Source organism: Dactylosporangium sp. NPDC051541, assembly GCF_044454505.1.
Lineage (GTDB): Bacteria > Actinomycetota > Actinomycetes > Mycobacteriales > Micromonosporaceae > Dactylosporangium.
Window position 1 is genome coordinate 43,813 of sequence record NZ_JBITDU010000007.1, and the last position, 21,259, is coordinate 65,071.

Annotated in this window: 13 protein-coding genes; 7 read left to right on the plus strand and 6 right to left on the minus strand. The window is 71.4% G+C overall.

Annotated elements, in window-relative coordinates:
• Position 1: 1 nt before the first annotated feature.
• Positions 2-892 (plus strand): class II glutamine amidotransferase, encoded by an 891-nt coding sequence (locus tag ACIA8L_RS29345; protein WP_395909759.1) that lies wholly within the window; start codon positions 2-4, stop codon positions 890-892.
• An 11-nt stretch (positions 893-903) separates the two neighbouring features.
• Here the strand turns inward: ACIA8L_RS29345 and ACIA8L_RS29350 are convergent, their stop codons facing one another.
• The 4 genes from ACIA8L_RS29350 to ACIA8L_RS29365 all read right to left on the minus strand — a co-directional run bounded on the left by ACIA8L_RS29350 (position 904) and on the right by ACIA8L_RS29365 (position 5,592).
• Positions 904-2,676, minus strand: coding sequence for a dihydroxy-acid dehydratase (locus ACIA8L_RS29350; protein ID WP_395909760.1), 1,773 nt, complete (start codon positions 2,674-2,676; stop codon positions 904-906).
• Positions 2,677-2,827: 151 nt separating this feature from the next.
• Positions 2,828-3,646: an alpha/beta fold hydrolase gene (locus ACIA8L_RS29355; RefSeq protein ID WP_395909761.1), complete on the minus strand. Its 819-nt coding sequence runs from the start codon at positions 3,644-3,646 to the stop codon at positions 2,828-2,830.
• Between the two features lie 95 nt (positions 3,647-3,741).
• Positions 3,742-4,590, minus strand: coding sequence for a BTAD domain-containing putative transcriptional regulator (locus ACIA8L_RS29360; protein WP_395909762.1), 849 nt, complete (start codon positions 4,588-4,590; stop codon positions 3,742-3,744).
• A 99-nt stretch (positions 4,591-4,689) separates the two neighbouring features.
• Entirely contained in the window at positions 4,690-5,592 is a 903-nt protein-coding gene (locus ACIA8L_RS29365) for a LysR family transcriptional regulator (RefSeq protein ID WP_395909763.1), read from the minus strand.
• A gap of 325 nt (positions 5,593-5,917) precedes the next feature.
• Here ACIA8L_RS29365 and ACIA8L_RS29370 point away from each other — a divergent pair, with 325 nt between their 5' ends.
• The 6 genes from ACIA8L_RS29370 to ACIA8L_RS29395 all read left to right on the plus strand — a co-directional run bounded on the left by ACIA8L_RS29370 (position 5,918) and on the right by ACIA8L_RS29395 (position 19,921).
• Positions 5,918-6,652, plus strand: coding sequence for a DUF5995 family protein (locus ACIA8L_RS29370; RefSeq protein ID WP_395909765.1), 735 nt, complete (start codon positions 5,918-5,920; stop codon positions 6,650-6,652).
• Positions 6,653-6,764: 112 nt separating this feature from the next.
• Positions 6,765-7,931 carry a M20 family metallopeptidase gene (locus tag ACIA8L_RS29375; protein ID WP_395909766.1) on the plus strand — a complete coding sequence of 389 codons (1,167 nt, stop codon included), beginning with the start codon at positions 6,765-6,767 and terminating at the stop codon, positions 7,929-7,931.
• 81 nt (positions 7,932-8,012) lie between these two features.
• A complete protein-coding gene (locus ACIA8L_RS29380) occupies positions 8,013-9,155 on the plus strand; it encodes a S1 family peptidase (RefSeq protein ID WP_395909767.1) in 1,143 nt (380 codons plus the stop codon).
• 308 nt (positions 9,156-9,463) lie between these two features.
• On the plus strand, positions 9,464-12,988 hold the full coding sequence (locus ACIA8L_RS29385; RefSeq protein ID WP_395909768.1) for a LamG-like jellyroll fold domain-containing protein: 3,525 nt from the start codon (positions 9,464-9,466) through the stop codon (positions 12,986-12,988).
• A gap of 30 nt (positions 12,989-13,018) precedes the next feature.
• Positions 13,019-19,636: an RHS repeat domain-containing protein gene (locus ACIA8L_RS29390; RefSeq protein ID WP_395909769.1), complete on the plus strand. Its 6,618-nt coding sequence runs from the start codon at positions 13,019-13,021 to the stop codon at positions 19,634-19,636.
• Entirely contained in the window at positions 19,637-19,921 is a 285-nt protein-coding gene (locus ACIA8L_RS29395) for a hypothetical protein (RefSeq protein ID WP_395909770.1), read from the plus strand.
• 51 nt (positions 19,922-19,972) lie between these two features.
• Here the strand turns inward: ACIA8L_RS29395 and ACIA8L_RS29400 are convergent, their stop codons facing one another.
• Entirely contained in the window at positions 19,973-20,569 is a 597-nt protein-coding gene (locus ACIA8L_RS29400) for a hypothetical protein (RefSeq protein ID WP_395909771.1), read from the minus strand.
• A 104-nt stretch (positions 20,570-20,673) separates the two neighbouring features.
• Complete coding sequence (locus ACIA8L_RS29405; RefSeq protein WP_395909772.1) at positions 20,674-21,180, minus strand: hypothetical protein; 507 nt, start codon at positions 21,178-21,180, stop codon at positions 20,674-20,676.
• Between the last annotated feature and the right edge of the window lie 79 nt (positions 21,181-21,259).

Sequence of the window (21,259 nt, forward strand, 5' to 3'; positions counted from 1 at the left end):
CATGTGCCGCCTCTTCGGCCTCTGCGCCGTGCCGGACCGGATCACCGCCACCTTCTGGCTCCTGGACGCCCCCGACAGCCTCGCCGTGCAGAGCCGCCGCGAACCCGACGGCGTCGGCCTGGGCGTCTTCGCCCCTGACGGCACCGCCGAGGTCCACAAACGCCCGGTCGCCGCATACGAGGACGAGGAGTTCGCCCGCGAAGCCAAGGAGGTGGCGAGCGGGACGTTCCTGGCGCACGTCCGCTACGCCAGCACCGGCGCCCTCCGCCCGGAGAACACCCACCCGTTCCTGCAAGACGGCCGCCTCCTCGCACACAACGGCGTCGTCACCGGCCTGGACCGGCTGCGGGCCGAGGTCGGCCGGGTCCTGGGCGGCCCCGTCACCGACCTCGTCCACGGCGACACCGACTCCGAACTCGTGTTCGCCCTGATCACCGCCTACGCCCGCCGCGACGGCGACCTGGGCCGGGCCATCGCGAGCGCGGCCACCTGGATCGGCGCCAACCTGCCCGTGTACGCCCTCAACCTGATCATCACCACCCCGACCGACATGTGGGCCCTGCGCTACCCCGACACCCACGAGCTGTACGTCCTGGCCCGCCCGTCCGGCGGCCACCACGGCCACCGCCACCTGGAGCACGCGAGCGCCTCCGGCCGGGTGCGGGTCCGCTCCGGCGCCCTGGCGGACGCCGCCGCGACGATCGTGGCCAGCGAACCGATGGACGAGGACCCGGGCTGGCGCCTGCTGGCCCCCGGCGAGCTCCTCCACGTCGCCGCCGGGCAGCACCGCACCAGCCGGACCGCCGTCCCCGACCCACCCGCACACCGGCTGCGCCTCGCCGACCTGCACCCGCAGGCCGCCGCATCACAACAGGACCACCCGGCACCGTAGCGCCAGGAGGATCAGCCTCGCGACGGCTCGGGCTCGGGCTCGCCGAGTCCCGCACCCTGCAGCGGCGAGAGCGCCCACGCCCGCATCCGCCGCAGCAGCCGGGCGTTGACCGGCCGGACGTGCGGGTGCGTGCCGCCGGCCGCCGCCACCTGTGCCTCCCAGCGCGCGCGGCGCTCGGCCGCCGTGGCCTCGTCGCCCAGCTCGACACAGTCGAGGGTGTCCTGGTTGATGTCCACGACGATGGTGTCGCCGTCCTCGATGAGGGCGATCGGGCCGCCGAGCGCGGCCTCGGGCGAGACGTGGCCGATGACGAGGCCTACTGACCCGCCGGAGAACCGGGCGTCGGTCATCAGCGCGATGGTGATGCCCTTCTGCCGGCACAGCGTGGTGATCCGCGATGTGGGGTCGAGCAGCTCGGGCATGCCCGGCGCGCCCTTCGGGCCCTCGTAGCGGATGACCACCATGTCGCGGTCGACGAACTCGTCCGGCGTGGTGGCGAGCGCGTCGATCAGCGCCTGCTCGCTGTCGAACACGCGGGCGCGGCCGGTGAACCGCCCGTCGACGATGCCGCCTTCCACGCCGGCGAGCTTGATCACGGCGCCGCCCGCGGGTGCCAGGTTGCCCCGCAGCAGCCGCAGGCCGCCGGTGGGCTTGTACGGCGCCGAGAACGGGTGGATCACGTCGCCGTCCGGCGCCGGCGGGTCGAGCCGCTCGACCTGTTCGGCGAGCGTCTCGCCGGTGCAGGTCAGGCAGCTGCCGTCGAGTACACCGGCGTTGAGCAGCTCCCGGACGATGACCGGCAGGCCGCCCCGCGCGTCGATGTCGACCATGAAATACCGGCCGAACGGGCGGGCGTTCACCAGCACCGGCAACGAGCGCGACACCCGATTGAACTCGTCCTGCGTGATGACCTCCCGCCAGAAGTCGATACCCGCGGCGCGGGCCAGCTCCGGGGCGTGCAGGACCACGTTGGTGGAGCCGCCCATGGCGATCGCCACGAGCGTGGCGTTGCGCAGTGCCGCGGCGGTCACGATGTCGCGCGGCCGGATACCACGGCTGGACAGCAGCTGCAGGACATCCAGTAGCTGGCCCGGGAACTCCCGGACGCGCCGCTCGTCCTCCGACGCGGGGCTCACCATGTGCAGCGGCTCCATGCCGCACGTCGCGATGAACGCCTGCATGGTGTTGTAGGTGAACATGCCGCCGCAGCTGCCGTGGCCGGGCGAGGCCTCGAGCGCGACGCGCCGCCGCTCCTCCGGCGCGGCGGCCGCCGCCTGGAAGCAGGTGATGATGTCGATCGCCTCGCCGGTGCGGGAGTCGATGCCGGGGCGGATCGACCCGTCCGACATGATCACCGCGGGCACGTTGCGCTCCAGGATCGCCGCCAGGGTCCCCACCGGGGGCTTGTCGCAGGCGACGACCGCGATCACACCCTGCAGGTCGCTGCCTTCCAGGTGCAGGCAGACACCGTCGTTCGTCGTCTCCCGGCCGATGAGCGAATACCGCATCTGCGGCGTGCCGTTGCGCTGCCCGTCGGAGATGCCGCCGGAGAAGCTGGGCGCGATGACCCGGACCGGCAGGTCGGCATCGACGACGCGGCGGCCCAGCTCGGCCTGGATGGCGTCGACCTTCGCCGGGACGCCCGCGTAGCAGATGCTGTCGCCGAGGGTGCCGACGAGACCCCACGCCGGACAGTGGATCTTCTCGGGGTCCTGACCCAGTGTCCGCGCGGTGGCGACGCGCTGCGTGTCCTGCCCCGGCTTCCAGATCTCCGTCGCGCCCACCGCAGTCCTTCCGTACGCCGTCGTGTTACCACCTCAAGACTGTCACCGAACGTATCATCGGCGGCGGCGGACCCGACGAGATCAACGCAAACCACATCCGCGTCGCTCCGAAGGACTGAACTGCGACCGTGCGCCGGAAACGGCTGCGGCTCTACTGCCGGATGAAGGCGAGCAGGTCGGCGTTGAGGACGTCGGCGTGGGTGGTCAGCATGCCGTGCGGATAGCCCTCGTACGTCTTGAGGGATCCGTGTTTCAGGACGTCGACCGCGCGCGGCGCCGAGCTGCCGAACGGGACGATCTGGTCGTCGTCTCCGTGCATGACCAGCACCGGCACGGTGATGCCGCGGAGGTCGTCGGTGTAGTCCTGCAGCCAGGAGAGCACTGTCTCGTAGTGGGCCTGTGCGCTGCCCGCCATGCCCTGGCGCCACCAGTTCGCCACAACCGCCTCGGACGGTGTCGCGCCCGGCCGGTTGTACCCGTAGAACGGGCCTTCAGCGACGGCGCGGAAGAACTCCGACCGGTTGCCCAGCACGCCGCCCTGCACCGCGTCGAACCACTCCCGGGGCTGGCCGGCCGGGTTCTCCTCGGTCCGCACCATGCTCGGCGTCGGGGAGCTGACCAGCACCGCCTTGGCCACCCGGTCCTGGTGCCGGCCGACGTAGCGGGCCACCTCGGCGCCGCCCGTCGAGTGCCCGATGTGGACGGCGTCGTGCAGGTCGAGCTGCCCGGTCAGGGCGGCCAGGTCGGCGACCCAGTGGTCGATGTCGTTGCCGGTGCCGACCTGGGCGGAGCGTCCGTGTCCCCGCCGGTCGTGCGCGATGACGCGGTACCCGTGATGGAGGAAGAACAGCAGCTGGGCGTCCCAGTCGTCGGCGGACAGCGGCCATCCGTGGCTGAAGACGATCGGCTGGCCGGAGCCCCAGTCCTTGTAGAAGATCTCCGTGCCATCAGTCGTCGTGATCGTGGGCATCGTGCACCTCGGTTCGCTCGATGGTTGCCGGCGATTTCGCTTGCCGCGGCGAAGGTACGTCGGCCGGTGCGACAGCGAGTGCACGCGCGCGACGATCAGTGAACGATCGGTGCATCGGACTCCAGTTCCTTGACGAACCCCTCGACCTGTTGCGCGAACAGGCGGGCATCGGCGGCGAGCCGCTCGGCCGCACGGATGAGTGCGCTGGCCGCGTCCACCCGGTCGCGCGGCGGCCCCGTCACCCGCCGGTGCGCGGCCAGCAGCGCCGGGCCCGGCGCGACCCCGACCTCGGCGGCGAGGCGGTCCCGGACCCGGCCGTACACCTCCAGTGCCTCGGCTTGCTGCCCGGTCGTGGCCAGGACGGTGACCAGGCTCGCCTGGACGCCCTCGTGCAGCGGCGCCATCGCCGCCGCGAGGCGCAGCGGCTTGAGGACGACCCCCGGCCGGTCCTGCGCCAGCGCCAGCTCGGCCGCGGCCAGGCAGGCCGCGAAGAACTCCGCGTCCAGGGCCGCGAACACCGCCATCGCCGCCGCGGCCGGGTCGAGCCCGCCACCCGCGTGGCCGTGCCACAGCTCGAGTGCCTCGACGAAGCGGCCGAGCGCCTCGTCCGGGTCGCGGGCGGCCTTCGCCGCATCGATCAGCTCCCGGAACACGACCAGGTCCAGCTCGGCGGCGCCCGGCAGGAACGTGTACCCGTTGCTCCTGGGCAGCACGTACGAGCCGGTCCCGCGGATCGGCAGCTCCGGCTCGAGGACGCGGCGCAGCAGCCCGACGTACTTGCGGATGATGTTGACCGCCGAATCCGGGTCGTCACCGTCCCAGAGCTGCTCGATCAGCGCGTTCCTGCTCACCGGCCGGCCCGCGTTGGCCAGCAGCAGCGCGAGCAGGTACGCCTGCTGCCGGGGCCCGGCATCGAGCTCGACCCCGTCCCGCCACAGCCGCATCGGCCCCAGGATCTGTAAGCGAAGACCTTCCACGCAGCACAGTCTTCGGGCCCCGGGGCTGGGGCGTCCAATACACAGATCCGTGCGCGGCAATCGGTTTCAGCGATGCACGGTGGCCCGGAACTGTTCGACGAACGCGGCGGCCGCCGGCGAGAACCGGGCCGGATTCCAGATCAGGCCGACCGGGTGCAGGGCCTCGGCGTCGGCCAGCGCGACGATCGCGAACGACGTCTGGCCGGACCGGTGCGCGTCCAGGGCGTCGGAGCGCGGGACGATCGTCACGCCGACACCGGAGCCCGCCATCCGGACCATGTCCCGCACGTGGCCCAGCTCGAACGACTCGGCCGGCGGCCGCCCGGCCCGGATGAACGCGTTGTCGACCTGCTGCCGCAGCCCCGACGAGCGAGTGAACTGGATGAAGGTACCGGCATCGATCAGCTCGGGGATGGTCAGCCGTTCCCGGGCGGCGAGGGGGCTGGTGGCCGCGACGATCGCGACGAGCGGATCGACGACCAGCGACAGGTAGGCGACCCCCTCGGGCAGCTCCGCCGCACCGAGCCCCACGACGGCGACGTCCAGCTCACCCGCGACGATGCCGGCGACGAGCGGCCCGGACGGCCGGTCGGTGATGTCGAACTCGATGCCGGGATAGCGCCGATGAAACGCACCGATCACCGCGATCACGTCGACCTCGGTCCCGGCCGTCTGGATCAGCCCGAGCCGCAGCTTGCCCCGCCTGACCCCGGCCAGCGCGTCCATCTCCATCTTCGCCAGCTCGACATCCGCGAGAATGCGCCGTGCCAGCGGCAGCAACACCTCGCCCGCCTCGGTCAGCGTGACCGCTCGCGACGTACGGTGGAACAGCTGGTTGCCGACCTCCTTCTCCAGCGCGGCGACCTGCTGGCTCAGCGCCGACTGCGCGACCAGGCTCTGCTCGGCGGCGCGAGTGAAGTTGCGCGTCTCGGCCACCGCCACGAAATACCGCAGATGCCGCAGCTCCATGTCATCACCCCGTCGGTTGAAGGCGTGGCCATTATGCCCGGCCTCCCCACCGAGACCCATCCTGCTCGCCCGCGCGGAGCACCGATCGCACCGGAACCGGTGACGGGCTCGGGTAGGCGTTCATGAGCCGGGACGCATATACCTCCAGGTCCCAGGACGCGACGCCGTAGGGCGCGTCGACGACCATGCTGTGTGGGCCGGTGAACCGGTCGTCCACGCTTGAGCCCGGGGGAAACGCCCGTCGAATCGAGGCGCCCGGTCTTCACTGCCGGCGGCCACGGCGACGGGCCAGGGCGGGGCACGCATAGTCCACTATGATGCCGCTGTGGAGGAGAGCATCCCCGCCCTGATCGAGCGCATGACCGCGGCCGGCGGCCGGCTCGCGGCGGGCGATGCCCGGCGGCACTTCCACGGCACCTATCTGCGCACCACCCACGCGGTCGCGGCGGAGATCGACCGGGGTGGCTTCTTGGACGGGCCTTGGCTGGTCCGCTGGGACGTGGTGTTCGCCGAGCTGTACCTCGACGCCCTCGCCGCGGACCTCGACGGCGCGGCGGTCCCGGCGCCGTGGCGGATCGCGTTCGACACCGCCCGCACCCGGCCGGAGCTGCCGCCGCTGCGGCACACGCTGCTCGGCATGAACGCCCACATCAACTACGACCTGCCGCAGGCGCTCATCGCGGTGATCGCGGCGGAGGAGTTCGACGACCCGGCCGTCCTGGCTCGGCGCGAGCGCGACCACACCCACGTCGACACCGTGCTGTTGGCCCGGGTCGGGGCCGAGGACGCCGAGACCCGCGCGGTCAGCCGGGTCTCGGCGCTGGACCGGGCGCTCGCCCCGCTCAACCGGGCCGCCACCCGCCGGCTGCTCGCCGAGTCGCGGCGCAAGGTCTGGCACAACACCGCCGCCCTCGACCGGGCCCGCCGCGCCGGGCCGGACCGCTACGCCGCGGTCCTGGCCGATCTGGAGCGCCGGTCCGCGGCGAAGCTCGCCGAGCTGGTCGCGCCCGGCCAGGTGCTGCTGCGCCTGGCCCGGAAGGGCTTCGGCGTGACCCTGTGACGGCCCGGCCGGCGGCGGATGCCGGTTGGACGCGCCGGTAGGGCTAGCCCCCTCCATGGCTCGGGGGTCTGCGGGCCTGTGCCGGCGGTGGGAATCGGGAACGCTCGGATGCATGGTCATCACTCGCCGCGCCGTGCTCGGCGCCGCCGCGTTCGTTCCGTTCCTGGGCAGCGTGGGCTCCAGGAACCCCGAGGACCTCGTCGCTCTTCGCCGCGATCTGCACAGCCATCCGGAGGTGGCCGGGCAGGAGGTGTACACGTCCGGTGTCGTCGCGCAGCGCCTGATCGCCGCCGGGCTCGAGGTGACGACCGGGATCGGGGGTCATGGTGTCGTCGGTGTGCTGCGGGGGGCGCGCCGGGGCCGGACCGTCGCGTATCGGGCGGACATGGACGCAGTACCCCCGGAATCGCAGTTTCATGGCGGGCCCGTCGCTGCGCACGTGTGTGGGCACGACATCCACACCACCGTCGGCGTCGGCGTGGCCGAGACCCTGGCTCGCCGGCGGCGGAGCCTCGAAGGCGCTTTCGTGTTCGTGTTCCAGCCCGGTGAGGAGAACCTGACGGGCGCCTCGGCGATGCTGGCCGAGCACGTCTTCGACCGCACCGCGCCGGCCGAGATCCACGCCCTGCACTGCGCGCCGTTCCCGGTCGGGCAGTTCGCCGTCATGCCCGGGTTCGGCCTGGCGGGCCTGGACCGCGCGCAGATCGCCCTGCCCGACGCCGCCAGCGCCCAGTCGCTCGCGGCCGCGCTGAACGGGCTGGGCACGGTACAGTTCCCGCAGTCCACGGCCGACATGGAGCGGCTCGTCGCCGATCTGCAGACCCCCCGCGGCCCCCTGGCCGACTTCGTCTTCATGCGGGCGTCGGCGAACGGGGCGCAGGTCGCGCTGGCGTACAAGTGCTGGCCGGAGTCCCGGTACACCGCCATCCGCCAGGAGATCGAGCGTCTCGCCGCACCCGCCACCGTCGCCTGGGCCGGCGACCCGTTCCCGGCGATGGTCGTGGGCGAGCGGGAGGGTACCGCCGTCGAGCGGTACCTGCGCCGGGCCGCCCGCAGCGTGACCCGGCTGCACGGCTCCATCCCGTTCAACGGCGAGGACTTCGCGCTGTTCCTCAAGCGGCTGCCGGGGACCTACACGTTCCTCGGCGTCCGCCGCCCGGGCAGCACCATCGACACCGCCTACCCACACTTCGGCGCCTTCGACCCGGACGAGCGGGCCATCGCCCACGGCGTCCACGCCATGTCCGGCTGGCTCGCCGAACGGGGCCGTGCGCGGTGAGGTGACCGGCGGTCGATCCGGTGATGGTTCAGGGCCGTTCCCCGATGCGGCTCAGGGTGGTCCGGGCCATAGGTTCGGCGCATGCGCAGAACATGGGGGATTGTCGTTGCCGTGACCGTGACGGCTTCGCTTTTGGTGGGCGCCGGCGGTACGGCCGGCGCCATGTCCGCGGGGGTGCCGGTCGACGACCCGGCGGCCGCGCGGTGGGTGGCGACGCTGGCGTTGCCCGGGGACGCGCCGCTGTTGCAGCGGGCCGGGTGCGGTGGTGCGCTCATCGCGCCGGACCGGGTGGTGACCGCGGCGCACTGCGTCGACCGGACCGACCCGAGCCGGACGGAGGTGCACGTCGGGGCGCGGGTGTTGTCGGCCGAGCCGGGTCAGGTGCGCGGGGTGCGCGGGATCGCGACGCTGCCCGGGTATCAGCTGCTGCCCTCGCCGGTCGATCCGTCGGTGCCGGACCTGTCCAGCGCGCGCGACGACCTGGCGGTGATCCTGCTCGACCGTCCGGTGACCGGCATCGAACCGGTGCGGGTGGCCGCGGCGCGGCCGCCGGCGGGGGAGCCGGTGTGGTTCTTCGCGCACGGCACGACGGGGGTCGCGGGTCCGGACGCGTACCGCAATGACGTGCTGCACCGCGGGGACCTGACGGCACTGGATCGCCAGGCCTGCCGGGCCGGCACCCCGGCGGTCGTCGACGTGGCTTCGGTGCTGTGCGCCGCGGACGTGCCCGCCGGGGCCGTGACCGGCTGCTACCAGGACAGCGGCAGCCCGCTGGTGCGGACGGTGCACGGGCGGCCGGTGCTGGTCGGCGTGTTCAGCTTCGGCGGCGAGACCGCGGGCCGGTCGTGTGGCGAGCCGTCGCCACTGTACTTCGCCGACCCGGTCGCGTTCCGCGGCTGGCTGTCTGCGCCGATCCTGCCCACACAGCCGTACCCGGCCGGTCGGGCGGCGGTCTCCGGGGACGTCGCGGTCGGCGGTACCGCCCGCTGCACCGCACCGGCGTGGGACCCGCGTCGTGGCCTGCTCCCGGCGCACGTGGAGTACCAATGGACGACCGTCATCGTGATCGGGCCGTTCGTCATCCCGGTGCCCATCGACGGCGCCACCGGCCGGACGCTGCCGGTCGGGCCGGATCTGGCGGGCGCCTTGCTCGCCTGCCAGGTGACCGCACCGAGCCCCGCCGGCGTCACCACCGTCCTGTCCGACCCGGTCACCGTCGGATAGCCGGTGCGCAGCAGCACGCCGACACCGTGATTCGCGGTGTCGCCGAACAATACCGGGCCCGGAAACGGGCACGGTATTTTCGCCATTTGTCAATCAGGACTAAAGCTCCCGACTTTCGAATCGGCGGCTTATAGGGCTGGGCCCTATCGGCTCGCTCTCGATCCTCTATCGTCGATTGAAGGCCACGCTGAGCTGGCAATACGCGTTCCTGGGAGATCGCTGAAAGTAATCATTGACAGTTGTCGCATGCGCATCCTTAGATAGCCCTCGGTCTGTTCGGCCGCCAAGGGGGAAACGGGGAGGGCGTCATGCCCAGCTCGGCCATGCGCCGTTTATCGGCGCTTGTTTCGTTCGTCACATTCGCCGTGGTGGGTGCGGTCGCGCTGCCGCCGGCGACCGTCCAGGCCCAGGCACCGTCCTGTGTGGACACCGCCGGCTCCGACGCCGCCGCCTCGGCGCTGGCGAAGGCCTGCGACGGGCGGGTGGAGGTGCTCTCCCGGCGGACCGAGACCGCGCAGGTGTTCGCCAACCCGGGCGGCAACTACACGTTCGTGAGCACGCTCAAGCCGGCCCGGGTCAAGCGGGCCGACGGCTCGTGGGTGAAGACCGACGCGAGCCTGGTCCGCGCGGCCGACGGCGGTGTGGCCCCGCGGGCCTCCGCACTGGCCATCGCGTTCTCCGGCGGCGGGACGGGGCCGATCGCGCAGATCCGCCGGGGCGACCAGCGCCTCGCACTGCGCTGGATCGACGACTCGCCGCTGCCGGCGCCGGTGCTGTCCGGCGCCTCGGCGATCTACCCGGACGTCCTGCCCGGCGTGGACCTCAAGCTGACCGCGGACGTCGACGGCTTCGCCGAGGTGCTCGTCGTGAAGACCCGCGCGGCCGCGGCCAACCCGGCGCTGAAGGCGCTGCGGTTCCGTACCGAGAGCGAGCACGTGGCGCTGAAGGTCGACCCCGTCACCGGCGGCGTGTCCGCCGTGGACGCGGCCGGCGCGGTCGTGTTCGGCGGCTCCACCCCGACGATGTGGGACTCGGCCAGCACGCTGAGCCCGACGCAGGGGGCCGGCGTCAACGGCCGGACCCTGGAGACCGACCGCGGTCACGTCGACGCCGGCAAACCGGAGCCGCGGCAGCGGCGGATGCACGCCACCGCCGACGCCGGCTCGCTGACCGTGGTGCCGGACGCGACGCTGCTGACCGACCCGGCCACCACGTTCCCGGTGCAGATCGACCCGACGTTCCCCGGCGGCCGCCAGCACTGGACGATGCTGTGGAAGGAGAACGGCGGCACCTCCTACTGGGACCGCAGCTGCGTCAACTGCGACAGCGACGAGAGCGACTCCGGCGTCGTGCGGGTCGGCTTCCAGAACTTCAAGGGCGTCTCCACCGTCCGGTCGCTGTTCCAGATGGACGTCTCCGGCGTGGTCGGCGCCCAGATCTCCAAGGCCACGTTCTCGCTGACCCAGTCCTGGTCCGGCAAAGCCTGCGGCGGCCCGGCCGGCCCGACCAGCCTCTACTGGGTCGGCGCCATCAACAGCGGCATGACCTGGGACAACTCGACCGGCTTCGGCTGGATCCAGAAGATGGGCAGCAACTCGCAGGTCCGCCGCTACAACGGCTCCGGCGCGTGCGCCAAGGGCAACGTCGAGTGGGATGCGATGGCGGCGGTCACCGCCGCCACGAACAGCGGCTCCGGCGCGACCACGGTCGGCCTGCGGGCCGACAACGAGGGCGACGAGTTCGCGTGGCGGCGCTACCAGCTCGACCCGATCCTGTCGGTCGAGTACAACAACCCGCCGTGGGCGCCGGACTATCTCAGCGTCGCCGCGACGCCGCAGGAGCCGGGCGTGGCCTGCACCGCCGGGGCCAGCCGGCCGATCCTGCGCTCGACCTCGGTGAGCCTGCGCGCGCACGTCTGGGACCCCAACGGTGACACGATGTACGTCCCGTTCACGGTGGCCCGGCAGAACGCGGACAGCAGCTGGACGGACGTGGCCAACGTGACCGCGGACAACGTCGCCAACAACGCCATCGCGACGGTGAACGTGTCCGGGCTGGCGGACAACGGGCGCTACAGCATGCGGGTGCACGCCGACGACTACCACTGGTTCGGCCCGACCTCCGGCGGCCCCGGACAGTGCGAGTTCGACATCGACGCGACCGCACCCAACGCACCGGGCGGCGTCACGTCCGCCATGTACCCGAACAACGGCGAGTTCGGCGGCAGCAAGGGCAAGACCGGTGACTTCGTCATCACCCCACCGTCGGTCCACCCCGAGGACGTCGACCATTACGTCTACGCGCTGACGCCGTTCACCGCACCGCCGATCGACGGGACCCGGACCATCGCCGCCAACCCGGCGAACCACGGCGCGACACTGTCGCTCACCCCGAGCATCAGCGGGGCGAACCAGCTGAAGGTCTGGTCGGTCGACAAGGCCGGCGGCGTCTCGCCCCTGCAGACGCCCGCCGTCTACAACTTCGCGGTGAGCGACCCGACCTTCCCGGTCGGCACCTGGGTCAGCGGCGACGCTGCCGGCTCGGGCGTCCTGACCGACACGTCAGGCTGGGGGCACGACGCGATCCCGGCCCAGGCCGGTGTCGTACTCGGCTCGCCGGGCCGGGTCATCGGTACGACGTCAACGGCGTACAGCGGGGCGCCGATCTCCGGTGCGAACACGGCCGCGGGTTCCGCGCCCGAGTTCGACACCGCGCGCAGCTTCACGGTCTCGGCCTGGGTCTCGCTCACCAGCACGCCCAGCACCACCCCGTTCGCGGCGGTGACCCGCGAGGGCATCCACACGTCGGCGTTCCAGCTCGGCTACGGTTCCGACGGGCGCTGGCGGTTCGTGCTCGCCGGCAACGACGTCGACGGGCCGATCACGAAGACGGTGTCGTCCGACGCGCTCGCCAAGGCCAACACGTGGACGCTGCTGACCGGCACGTTCGACTCGGCCACCGGCACGATACGGCTGTACGTCGACGGCGCTGCCCAGACCGCGGTCGTCACCGGCGCCACCGGCTTCACCGCGACCGGCAGCCTCGACATCGGCCACCGCAAGTGGGCCGGCAACTATGACATCGGCTTCTCCGGGCGGATCACCGACGTGAACGTCTGGGACCGGGTCCTCGACGGCGACGAAGTGAGCCTGCTCAGCGGCACGAGAGCCGGGTCGTGGCAGTTCACCGGCAACGGCGACGACGACCTGGGGCGGCACCCGGTGGCCCCGGTCGGCGCGGTGACCTACGGCAACGACCGGTTCAACGCGCCCGGCAGCGCCGCCGTGATCAGCCGCAGCGGCTCGCAGTCGCTGGCGGCGAGCGGTCCGGTGGTGCACACCAACCAGTCGTTCACCGTCTCGGCCTGGGTGTACCTCGGCGCCGTGACCGGCACCAGCAACTACGCCGCGGTCGCGCAGGACGGCACGCACACGTCCGGGTTCGTGCTCGGATACGAGGGCAAGACCAAGGACCACTGGCGGTTCGGCATCTCGGCCGCCGACGCCGACGGCACGAACATCCCCAGCGTCTACTCCAATGCCCCGGTCACGCACAACAAGTGGACCCAGCTGGTCGGCGTGTACAACGCCAACGCCGGGACGCTGACGCTGTACGTCGACGGCCAGTTCCAGGGCACCACGGCCGCGACGATCACCTGGGACGCCACCGGCCCGCTGCGGATCGGCCGGGCGACCTACTCGTCGCACGACACCGACTGGTGGAACGGCAGTGTCGACGACGTCAAGGTCTACCAGGGCGCCTACGCCCAGCCCGCGGTCGTCAGCGCGACCGGCGTCTACGTGACCGAGTCCATCCCGCCGCGCACCCCGTGACCCGCTCCGCGACCTCCTGGAGGATTTGACGTGGCCCGTGCCCAGATGTGGCCGGCGGCCGGGTTTTGCCGGCTGGCCCGATCGAGACTGACCCGGACGGTGGCGTTCGCGCTGCCGATCACCCTCGCGCTCACCGTCGTCGGCGACGGCCCGGTCATGGCCGGACCGAAGCGCGACACCCCGCCGGCGGTGCAGAAACTGGCATCGGTACCGGTGAAGACGGTGACCGGCACGGCCGGGGTGCCCGATCCGGCCGTCGCCGCCGCGGCGCACAAACCACCGGCGGCGCGGTTCCCGGCCGCGGCCACTGGCGTTGTGGACCTCGGCGGGGCGGTGGCGACGGAGACGCTGCGCAGCGGCTCCGCCGCCAAGGGCCCCAAAGCCAGTGCGATTCCGGTGTACTTCCAGCCGCTCGCGAGCACCGCCGCGCAGACGGTCGCCGGGGTGCAGGGGGCCGCGCCGGCGAGTGTCGCGGTCAGCCTCTACGGCCAGGACACCGCGGCCCGCGCGGCCGGCAAGGGCATCGTCCTGCGCCTGGCCCGCCGCGACGGTGGCGTCGCGGCCGGACCGCTGCGGGTCTCGCTCGACTACGGGGCGTTCCAGTCGGCGTACGGCGCGGACTGGTCGAGCCGGCTCACGTTCCTGGCCCTGCCCGAGTGCGCGCTGAGCACCCCGGGCGCCCCGGGTTGCCAGGGCACGCCGGTGCGCACGGTCAACGACCTCAACCACTCGCTGCTGACCGCGGACGTGGCGGTTCCGGGGGCGGCGCCGAGCACGGCGCACTCCCCGGCCGCGGCGGACGCCGCGGCGCGCACGGCCGGGCTGCTGCTGGCCGCCGTGTCGACGCCGTCGGGCGGGGCCGGCGACTTCGCGGCGACCTCGCTGCAGGCGTCGGGCACCTGGCAGGCCGGCAGCTCGTCCGGGGACTTCGCCTGGTCGTATCCGATGCGGGTGCCGCCGGCGATCGGCGGGCCGGCCCCGGCGCTGGGCCTGGCGTACTCCTCGCAGAGCGTCGACGGGCGCAACGAGGCCAGTAACAACCAGCCGTCCTGGGTCGGCGAGGGCTTCGAGACGACCGTCGGCGGCTTCATCGAGCGGCGGTACCGCGCCTGCGCCGACGACATGGGCAGCGGCGCCAACAACGCCGACGAGACCGGCGACCAGTGCTGGGCGACGGACAACGCGACGCTGTCACTGTCCGGGCACGCCGGGGAGCTGCTCTACAACAGCGGTGACGGCACCTGGCACCTGCGCAAGGACGACGGCACCCGGGTCGTGAAGCTCACCGGCGCCGCCGGCACCGACAACGGCACGTACAACCGCGAGTACTGGAAGGTCACCACCCTCGACGGCACGCAGTACTTCTTCGGCCTCAACCGGATCCCCGGCTGGACCGCGGGGCGGCCGGAGACGAACTCCGCCGCGACCGTGCCGGTGGCCGGCAACAACGCCGGCGAGCCCTGTCACGCCAGTGCGTTCAAAAGCTCATTCTGCCAGCAGGGGTACCGCTGGAGCCTGGACTATGTCAAGGACATCCACGGCAACTCGATGTCGTACTGGTACACGAAGGAGACGAACCAGTACGCGAAGGCCGCCGATCCCGATGTGCTCGCCTCCTACGACCGCGGCGTGTTCCTCAACCGGGCCGACTACGGCACCCGCGGCGACGCCGAGTTCGGGACCGCGCCGTTCCAGGTCCGCTTCGACCACGCCGACCGCTGCGAGTCGAACTGCGCCACGCACGACGGCGATCACTGGACGGACACGCCGTGGGACATGGAGTGCACCGCGACGCCGTGCCACGTCGGGTCGCCCACGTTCTGGTCGACCCAGCGCCTGTCCGCGGTGACGACCAGCGTGTGGGGCGGCTCCGCGTATCGGGACGTCGACTCGTGGACGCTGCACCAGACCTACCCGGACCCCGGCGACCACACCCGGGCCGGGCTCTGGCTGTCCGCGATCACGCACAGCGGCCTCGTCGGCGGCACCAAGACCCTGCCGGACGTGAAGTTCGCCGGCATCCAGCTCAACAACCGCGTCGACACCAGCTCCGACGGCAAGCCGGCGATGAACTGGTGGCGCGTGCACACGATCACCAACGAGTCCGGCGGTGACGTCACCGTGGACTACTCCGACCGGGAGTGCGTCACCGGCAGCCACATGCCGGCCTCGCCGGACACCAACACGATGCGCTGCATGCCGGTCAAGGGCGACTTCCCGGGCCAGCCGGACCGCATCGACTGGTTCCACAAGTACGTCGTCACCGCGGTGATCGAGACCGACCACAGCGGGGCGAGCAAGCAGCACATCGTCAGCAAGTACAAGTACACCGGCACCGCGGCCTGGCACTTCGCCGACGACGACGGCCTCGTCAAGCCCAAGGACAAGACGTGGTCGGTGTGGCGCGGCTATGACCGGGTGCAGGTGCTGCGCGGCGACGCCGTGCTCGACCCGGGCCGCCAGACCCTGGTGGAGACCCTGTTCTACCAGGGCATGGACGGCGACCGGCGGGCCGACGACACCACCCGCCACGTCAGCGTGCAGGCCTCCGAGGGCCCGGCCGTCCCGGACTCCGACTGGTATGCCGGCATGCCCCGCGAGACGCTGTCCTACGACACCGTCACCAACACCGTCGTCGGGGGCAGCATCCAGGACGCCTGGGTGTCGAACCCGACCGCGACACGCACCATCAACGGCTTCACCGTCGACTCCCGGTTCGTCAACACCAGCGGCGTGCGCACCCGCATCCTGCTCGACGGCAACCGGGGCTGGATGCGCGGCGAGGCCAAGACGACGTTCAACGACTACGGCCTGCCGGTCACCATGGAGAACACCGGCGACCAGGCGGTCGCCGACGACACCCGGTGCACCCGATACACGTACACGCCGAACACCGACCCGAACGTCTGGCTGCTGGCCACGCTGTCCGAGGTCCGCATCGACGCGCTGGCCTGCTCGAGCCAGCCGGCGAGCGCCGCCGACGTCATCGACGACACCCGCAGCGTCTACGACGAGCAGGCGTTCGGGGCGACGCCGACCAAGGGCGACAAGACCTCCGAGCAGATCCTGTCGAAGTGGCAGTCCGGCGGCTCCCCGGAGTACTTCACCACCGGCGTCTGGAAGTACGACGGCTACGGCCGCGTCGTGGAGAGCACGGACTCGCTGCAGCACAAGACGACCACGGAGTACACCCCGAAGGTCGGCGGCCCGGTCACCCAGATCAAGACGATCGACCCGAAGCTGTTCACCACCACGGTCACCAGCGAGCCGGCCTGGGGCCAGCCGCTGACCACGCTCGACGCCAACGACAAGCAGACCGACGTCACCTACGACCCGCTGGGCCGGATCGCACAGGGCTGGCAGCCGGGCTATTCGAAGGCCGCCCACCCGACGCAGCCCAACGCGTCGTTCGACTACGACTACCACACCGACAAGCCGACGGTCGTCACCAGCCGCAAGCTCAACGCGGCCGGCAACTACGTCACGGCGTACACCTTCTACGACTCGTTCCTGCGCGAGCGGCAGACCCAGTCGACGTCGCCCGTCGCGACCGGCGGCCGGATCATCGCCGACACGTTCTACGACTCGCTGGGCCGGGCGAACCTGACCTACGGCGCCTACTACAACTCGGCCGCGGCCGGGCCCGCCCTGGTCGAGCCGGCCGACGCGGCGCTCGTGCCGACCCAGACGGCCACCATCTACGACGGCGCGGGCCGCCCGACGGCCTCGGTCTTCCAGCCCGGGGGCGTGGAACGGTTCCGCTCCACCACGAAGTACGGCGGCGACCGCACCGACTACCTGCCGCCGCTCGGCACCTCGGCCCACTCGGTCGTCACCGACATCGGCGGACGCACGGTCGCGCTGCGGCAGTACCACGGCAACACGATCAGCGGCTCGCCCGACGTCACGCTCTACGGGTACAACCGCCAAGGTCTTCTGGAAAAGGTCACGGACCCGTCGGGCAACATCTGGAAGACGGTCTACGACGTCCGCGGCCGGGTCAGCGAGACCCAGGACCCCGACAAGGGCAAGACGACGTTCGGCTACGACGACGGCGACGAGCTGACCAGGGTCACGCTCGGCGTGGACACCACCGGGCAGAAGAGCCTCGCCTACAAGTACGACGAGCTCGGCCGGGTCACCGGCGTCTACGACGGTGTGGACACCACCGGCCACCAGCGCGCCGGCTGGACCTACGACACCCTGGCGAAGGGCCAGCTCACCTCCTCGTCGCGCTTCGACGACAACAACAACGAGTACAAGTCCGCCGTCACCGGCCTCAACGACCAGTACCAGCCGACCGGCACCGCGGTGACGATCCCATCGGTCGAGGGGGCCAAGCTCGCCGGCACCTACTCCTTCGCGGCCAGCTACAACGGCATCGACGGCAGCCCGGCCTCGGTCAGCTACCCCAGCGCCGGCGGGCTGGGCGCGGAGACCGTCCAGTTCACCTACGACACCGCGCTGGGCGTGCCGAAGACGACCAAGACCACCTACGGCGGCGTCGCCAGCACCTACGTCGCCGACACCACCTACTCCGAGCTCGGCCGGCTGCTGCAGGTCAAGCTCTCCACCGGCACCGGCGGCTCGCTCTACGAGTCCTACACCTACGAGACCGACACCGGCCGGCTGCAGAACGCGAAGGTCCTGCGCACTCAGGTCAGCCCGAACACGATCACCGACACCACATACAAGTACGACGACTCCGGCAACGTCATCAAGCTCGTCGACGCCCCGGCCGGCGGCACCACCGACACCCAATGCTTCCAGCAGGACTATCTGGGCCGCCTGACCGAGGCGTGGACCCCGGCGTCGGGCAACTGCACCACCGCACCGTCGGCCACCGCCCTCGGCGGCCCGGCCCCGTACTGGCAGTCGTTCGAGTACTACCTCAGCGGCGACCGGAAGAAGCGCACCGACCACGCCCCGACCGGCACGGTCACCACGACGAACTACACGGTCAAGGGCCCCGGTGCCGCCCACCCGCACGAGCTGACCTCGACGTCGACCACGCAGACCGGCAGCAGCACCACCCAGACCGCCAACTACGGCTACGACGACCTGGGCAACCTGACCAGCCGCCCCGGCACCACGGCCGGCAGCACGCAGAACCTCACCTGGGACGTCGAGGGCCACCTCACCCAGGTCTCCGAGCCGGGCAAGACGACCAGCTTCGTGTACGACGCCAGCGGCAACCGCCTGGTCCGCCGCGACGGCACCGCCACGACGCTGTACCTCGGCTCGATGGAGCTGCGCCTGGACAAGGCCACCGACACGGTCAGCTGCACCCGTTACTACGCCGGCCCCAACGGCGCCGTCGCGGTCCGCACGAAGGCCGGCCTGACCTGGATCGCCACCGACCCCGCCGGCACGAGCTACGTCCAGGTCAACGCCACGACCCAGCAGGCGAAGGTCCAGCGCCGCACCCCGTTCGGGGCCCCCCGCGGCAGCGCCCTGTCGGGCTGGATCGGCGAGAAGAGCTTCGTCGGCGGCGACGACGACGCCGCGACGGGCCTGGAACACGTCGGCGCCCGCTACTACGACGCCAACCTGGGCCGGTTCATCTCGGTCGACCCGGTGCTGGACATCGGCGACCCCCAGCAGATGAACGGCTACGCCTACGCCGGCAACAACCCGATCAACCGGGCCGACCCCACCGGCCTGCGTGACTGGAACGCGATCTTCCACGAGATCGAAGTCTTCACGTTCATGCTGATGGTCTTCGGCGTCTGCGAGGCCGCCGTCGGCGCGGCGGGCGGCATCTTCGGCGCCATGGTCTGCGGCGGCGTGGCGCAGGTCGCCGTGTACATGGCCGAGGTCCTGGCCGGCAACAAGAAGTTCAGCATGGACGACCTCATGAAGGAATTCTTCACGGGGATGATGTGGGCCCTGGGCGGCGAGATCGCGGGCCAGTTCATCGGCATGGCGCTGCGCTACGGGGCCCGGCTGATCCGGTGGATCGGCAGCAAATGCTTCGGTAAAGGCGCCGAGGCTATCGCCGATGACATGGGGAAGCTCGCCAAGGAGAAAGACCCGTACGGCGGCGACCCCGCAGGTGAAGGTGGCGGGTCGACCGCCGACGAGTATCAGAAGAACAAACGCACGGGCGGCTCCGATCCGAACGCCAAACCCGGCGACCCCGTCACCACCGAGATCCCGGCCGAAACTCAGTCCGGCGGCTCGGCCGAGACGAGCGTCGGTGGGGACGGCGTCCGCGGCGGGACCGGTGGCGCCAACGGCGACGTCACGTACAAGTTGCCGCGGACACCCAGACAACGGGCGCAGATCAACCCGAACGGCTACCGGAACAACTGCGGGCAGTCGTCGCTCGCTGGAGAAAGTCGCTGGGCCGGCAACGAGTCCGCGACGGCCAAGGGTCGCGGCGCCATGACGGTCTCCGACATGGAACGCGCTACCGGCTGGAAGGCCCCGAGACGCCGGAGTACCTTCGACGCCGTCCTGGATGAAGTGAAGTCGTGGGGCGACGGGGGGCGCGGCATCATCGGCGGATTCCCCGACGAAGGCATGGGCCACTGGTTCAATGTGCGGAACCAGGGCGGGGTGGTGTGGTTCTACGACTTCCAGATAGGCTCGGCGGCGGGGCATGCCACGACCTGGGACAAATACACGATCTTTAGGATGAAATAGATGCTGGACCGTGCGGAAGCCCTGAAAATCGCCGCCGCGTTCTTGGAGCGGGATGCGCAGGAGTGGACCACGAAACATGAGGTTCGCACGATTCCCGACAGTGCGTTCACCGACGGTCCGTTCCTGATCGTGCCCTACAACTCGGTGGCGCTGCTCGACCATGGGGACCGCAGCGCCCAGCTCGCCGGCAACGCGCCGATCCGGGTGGATCTTGCCACCGGCGAGTGCGACCTGCTCGACGTCATCGAGGTGATCGGCTACCGCAAGCGCGGCTTCAAGGTGTGAGACCGGCCCCGCCTGACCGCCTGGCTCTGTCCGCGGTCAGGCGGGGTCGGTTCAGATGACCTTGCACGTGATGCCGACGTCGTCGACGTGGATGCCGACCACGCCGAACTCCTGGCCGACGAGCACGAAGCGGACGACCACGTCGCGTGTCCCAGGGGTCCAGGCGCCGGTCGAGTAGCGGTGCCACGTGCCGACCTGGCTCAGATCGGTCAGCTGGAACGTCTTGAGGGTCTCGTACGTCCAGCCGTCGACCCGGATCACCTCAAGGTTCATGGTCACCGGGGTGCTCCGGGCGTAGTCGACGTTGATCCAGGCGCCCATCGTGCACTGGGCCGCGCCGGCCGTGAGACGGACCTGGCGGCCGAGGGACAGCCAGTTGGCGCCGTATCCGGAGTTGTTGAGTATCGAGGCGTACCCGCTGCCGCGGTAGGCCTGGTCCGCGTCGTCGACGACCTCGGCGGGGTTGCAGGTGCGGTAGCGCGGGCAGTCCTGCGGACCGTCGCCGTCGTCGTACCACAGGGACGCCGTGGTTTCGAAGCCGTCGCTGAAGGACCAGGTGGTGGCCGCCTCGGCGGGGGCGCCGGGGCCGAGGACGACGGCGCCGACGGTCAGGAGCGCCACCAGTGCTTGCCGGAGACCGTGGCTCATGGACGCGGACGGTAGGCAGCGGGGCGTGTCGGCGGCAACGTGTGAGGGGCGCGCGGACGGGGCGACCTGCGCACTGCCCGTGAAACTTCCGGCGCGGGCGGTGATCAGGTGAGGTCGGGGCAGACGTTGTGGATGGTGGCGTGGATCAATGTGATGGTTTTGAAGCCCGTCGCACTGACCTCCACGCGGGTGAGGCCGTTGATGGCGTAGATGCCGCGGGGGAGGTTGCTGGTGTCCGCGCGGACCAGGGCGATGACGGGCCCGACCGTGTGGATGGTCCGGGAGCCGTCGGTGTCGTGGTCGGTGACGGCGGTGTCGCTGGTGTCGACCACGGTACTGCGGCCGGTGTCCGGGTTGGTGAGCCGCAGGAACAGGGCGCCGGTGGCGAGTTCGCGTTTGGGTGAGCCGTCGGGATAGGCCTGCACGACCTTGGTCATCGCCCGGTTGACGATGGCGTCGTAGTGCACGGGGACGTCGCACAGGACGCCGGCGGGGGCGTCGAACGGCGGGATGGGGACCGGTGTCCAACCGGCCGGGGTGGCGGCGGCCGGGGTCGCGGTGGTGGCGAGTACTGCGGCTGCGGCGGCGGCGATCGTGACGGTGCGGCGCACGGCTGGTCCCTTCGCGCGTAGGTGACGGTCCGCTACCTGGGCGTTCCACGCATAAATACGGCCTCAACAAGTACCCACA

What these genes read in the sequence shown, in the direction of transcription:
- ACIA8L_RS29345 (WP_395909759.1), top strand. Translation starts at nt 2, where the DNA reads ATGTGCCGCCTCTTCGGCCTCTGCGCCGTGCCGGACCGGATCACCGCC.
- ACIA8L_RS29380 (WP_395909767.1), top strand. Translation starts at nt 8,013, where the DNA reads ATGCGCAGAACATGGGGGATTGTCGTTGCCGTGACCGTGACGGCTTCG.
- ACIA8L_RS29375 (WP_395909766.1), top strand. Translation starts at nt 6,765, where the DNA reads ATGGTCATCACTCGCCGCGCCGTGCTCGGCGCCGCCGCGTTCGTTCCG.
- ACIA8L_RS29365 (WP_395909763.1), bottom strand. Translation starts at nt 5,592, where the DNA reads ATGGAGCTGCGGCATCTGCGGTATTTCGTGGCGGTGGCCGAGACGCGC.
- ACIA8L_RS29385 (WP_395909768.1), top strand. Translation starts at nt 9,464, where the DNA reads ATGCCCAGCTCGGCCATGCGCCGTTTATCGGCGCTTGTTTCGTTCGTC.
- ACIA8L_RS29400 (WP_395909771.1), bottom strand. Translation starts at nt 20,569, where the DNA reads ATGAGCCACGGTCTCCGGCAAGCACTGGTGGCGCTCCTGACCGTCGGC.
- ACIA8L_RS29395 (WP_395909770.1), top strand. Translation starts at nt 19,637, where the DNA reads ATGCTGGACCGTGCGGAAGCCCTGAAAATCGCCGCCGCGTTCTTGGAG.
- ACIA8L_RS29360 (WP_395909762.1), bottom strand. Translation starts at nt 4,590, where the DNA reads ATGCGGCTGTGGCGGGACGGGGTCGAGCTCGATGCCGGGCCCCGGCAG.
- ACIA8L_RS29355 (WP_395909761.1), bottom strand. Translation starts at nt 3,646, where the DNA reads ATGCCCACGATCACGACGACTGATGGCACGGAGATCTTCTACAAGGAC.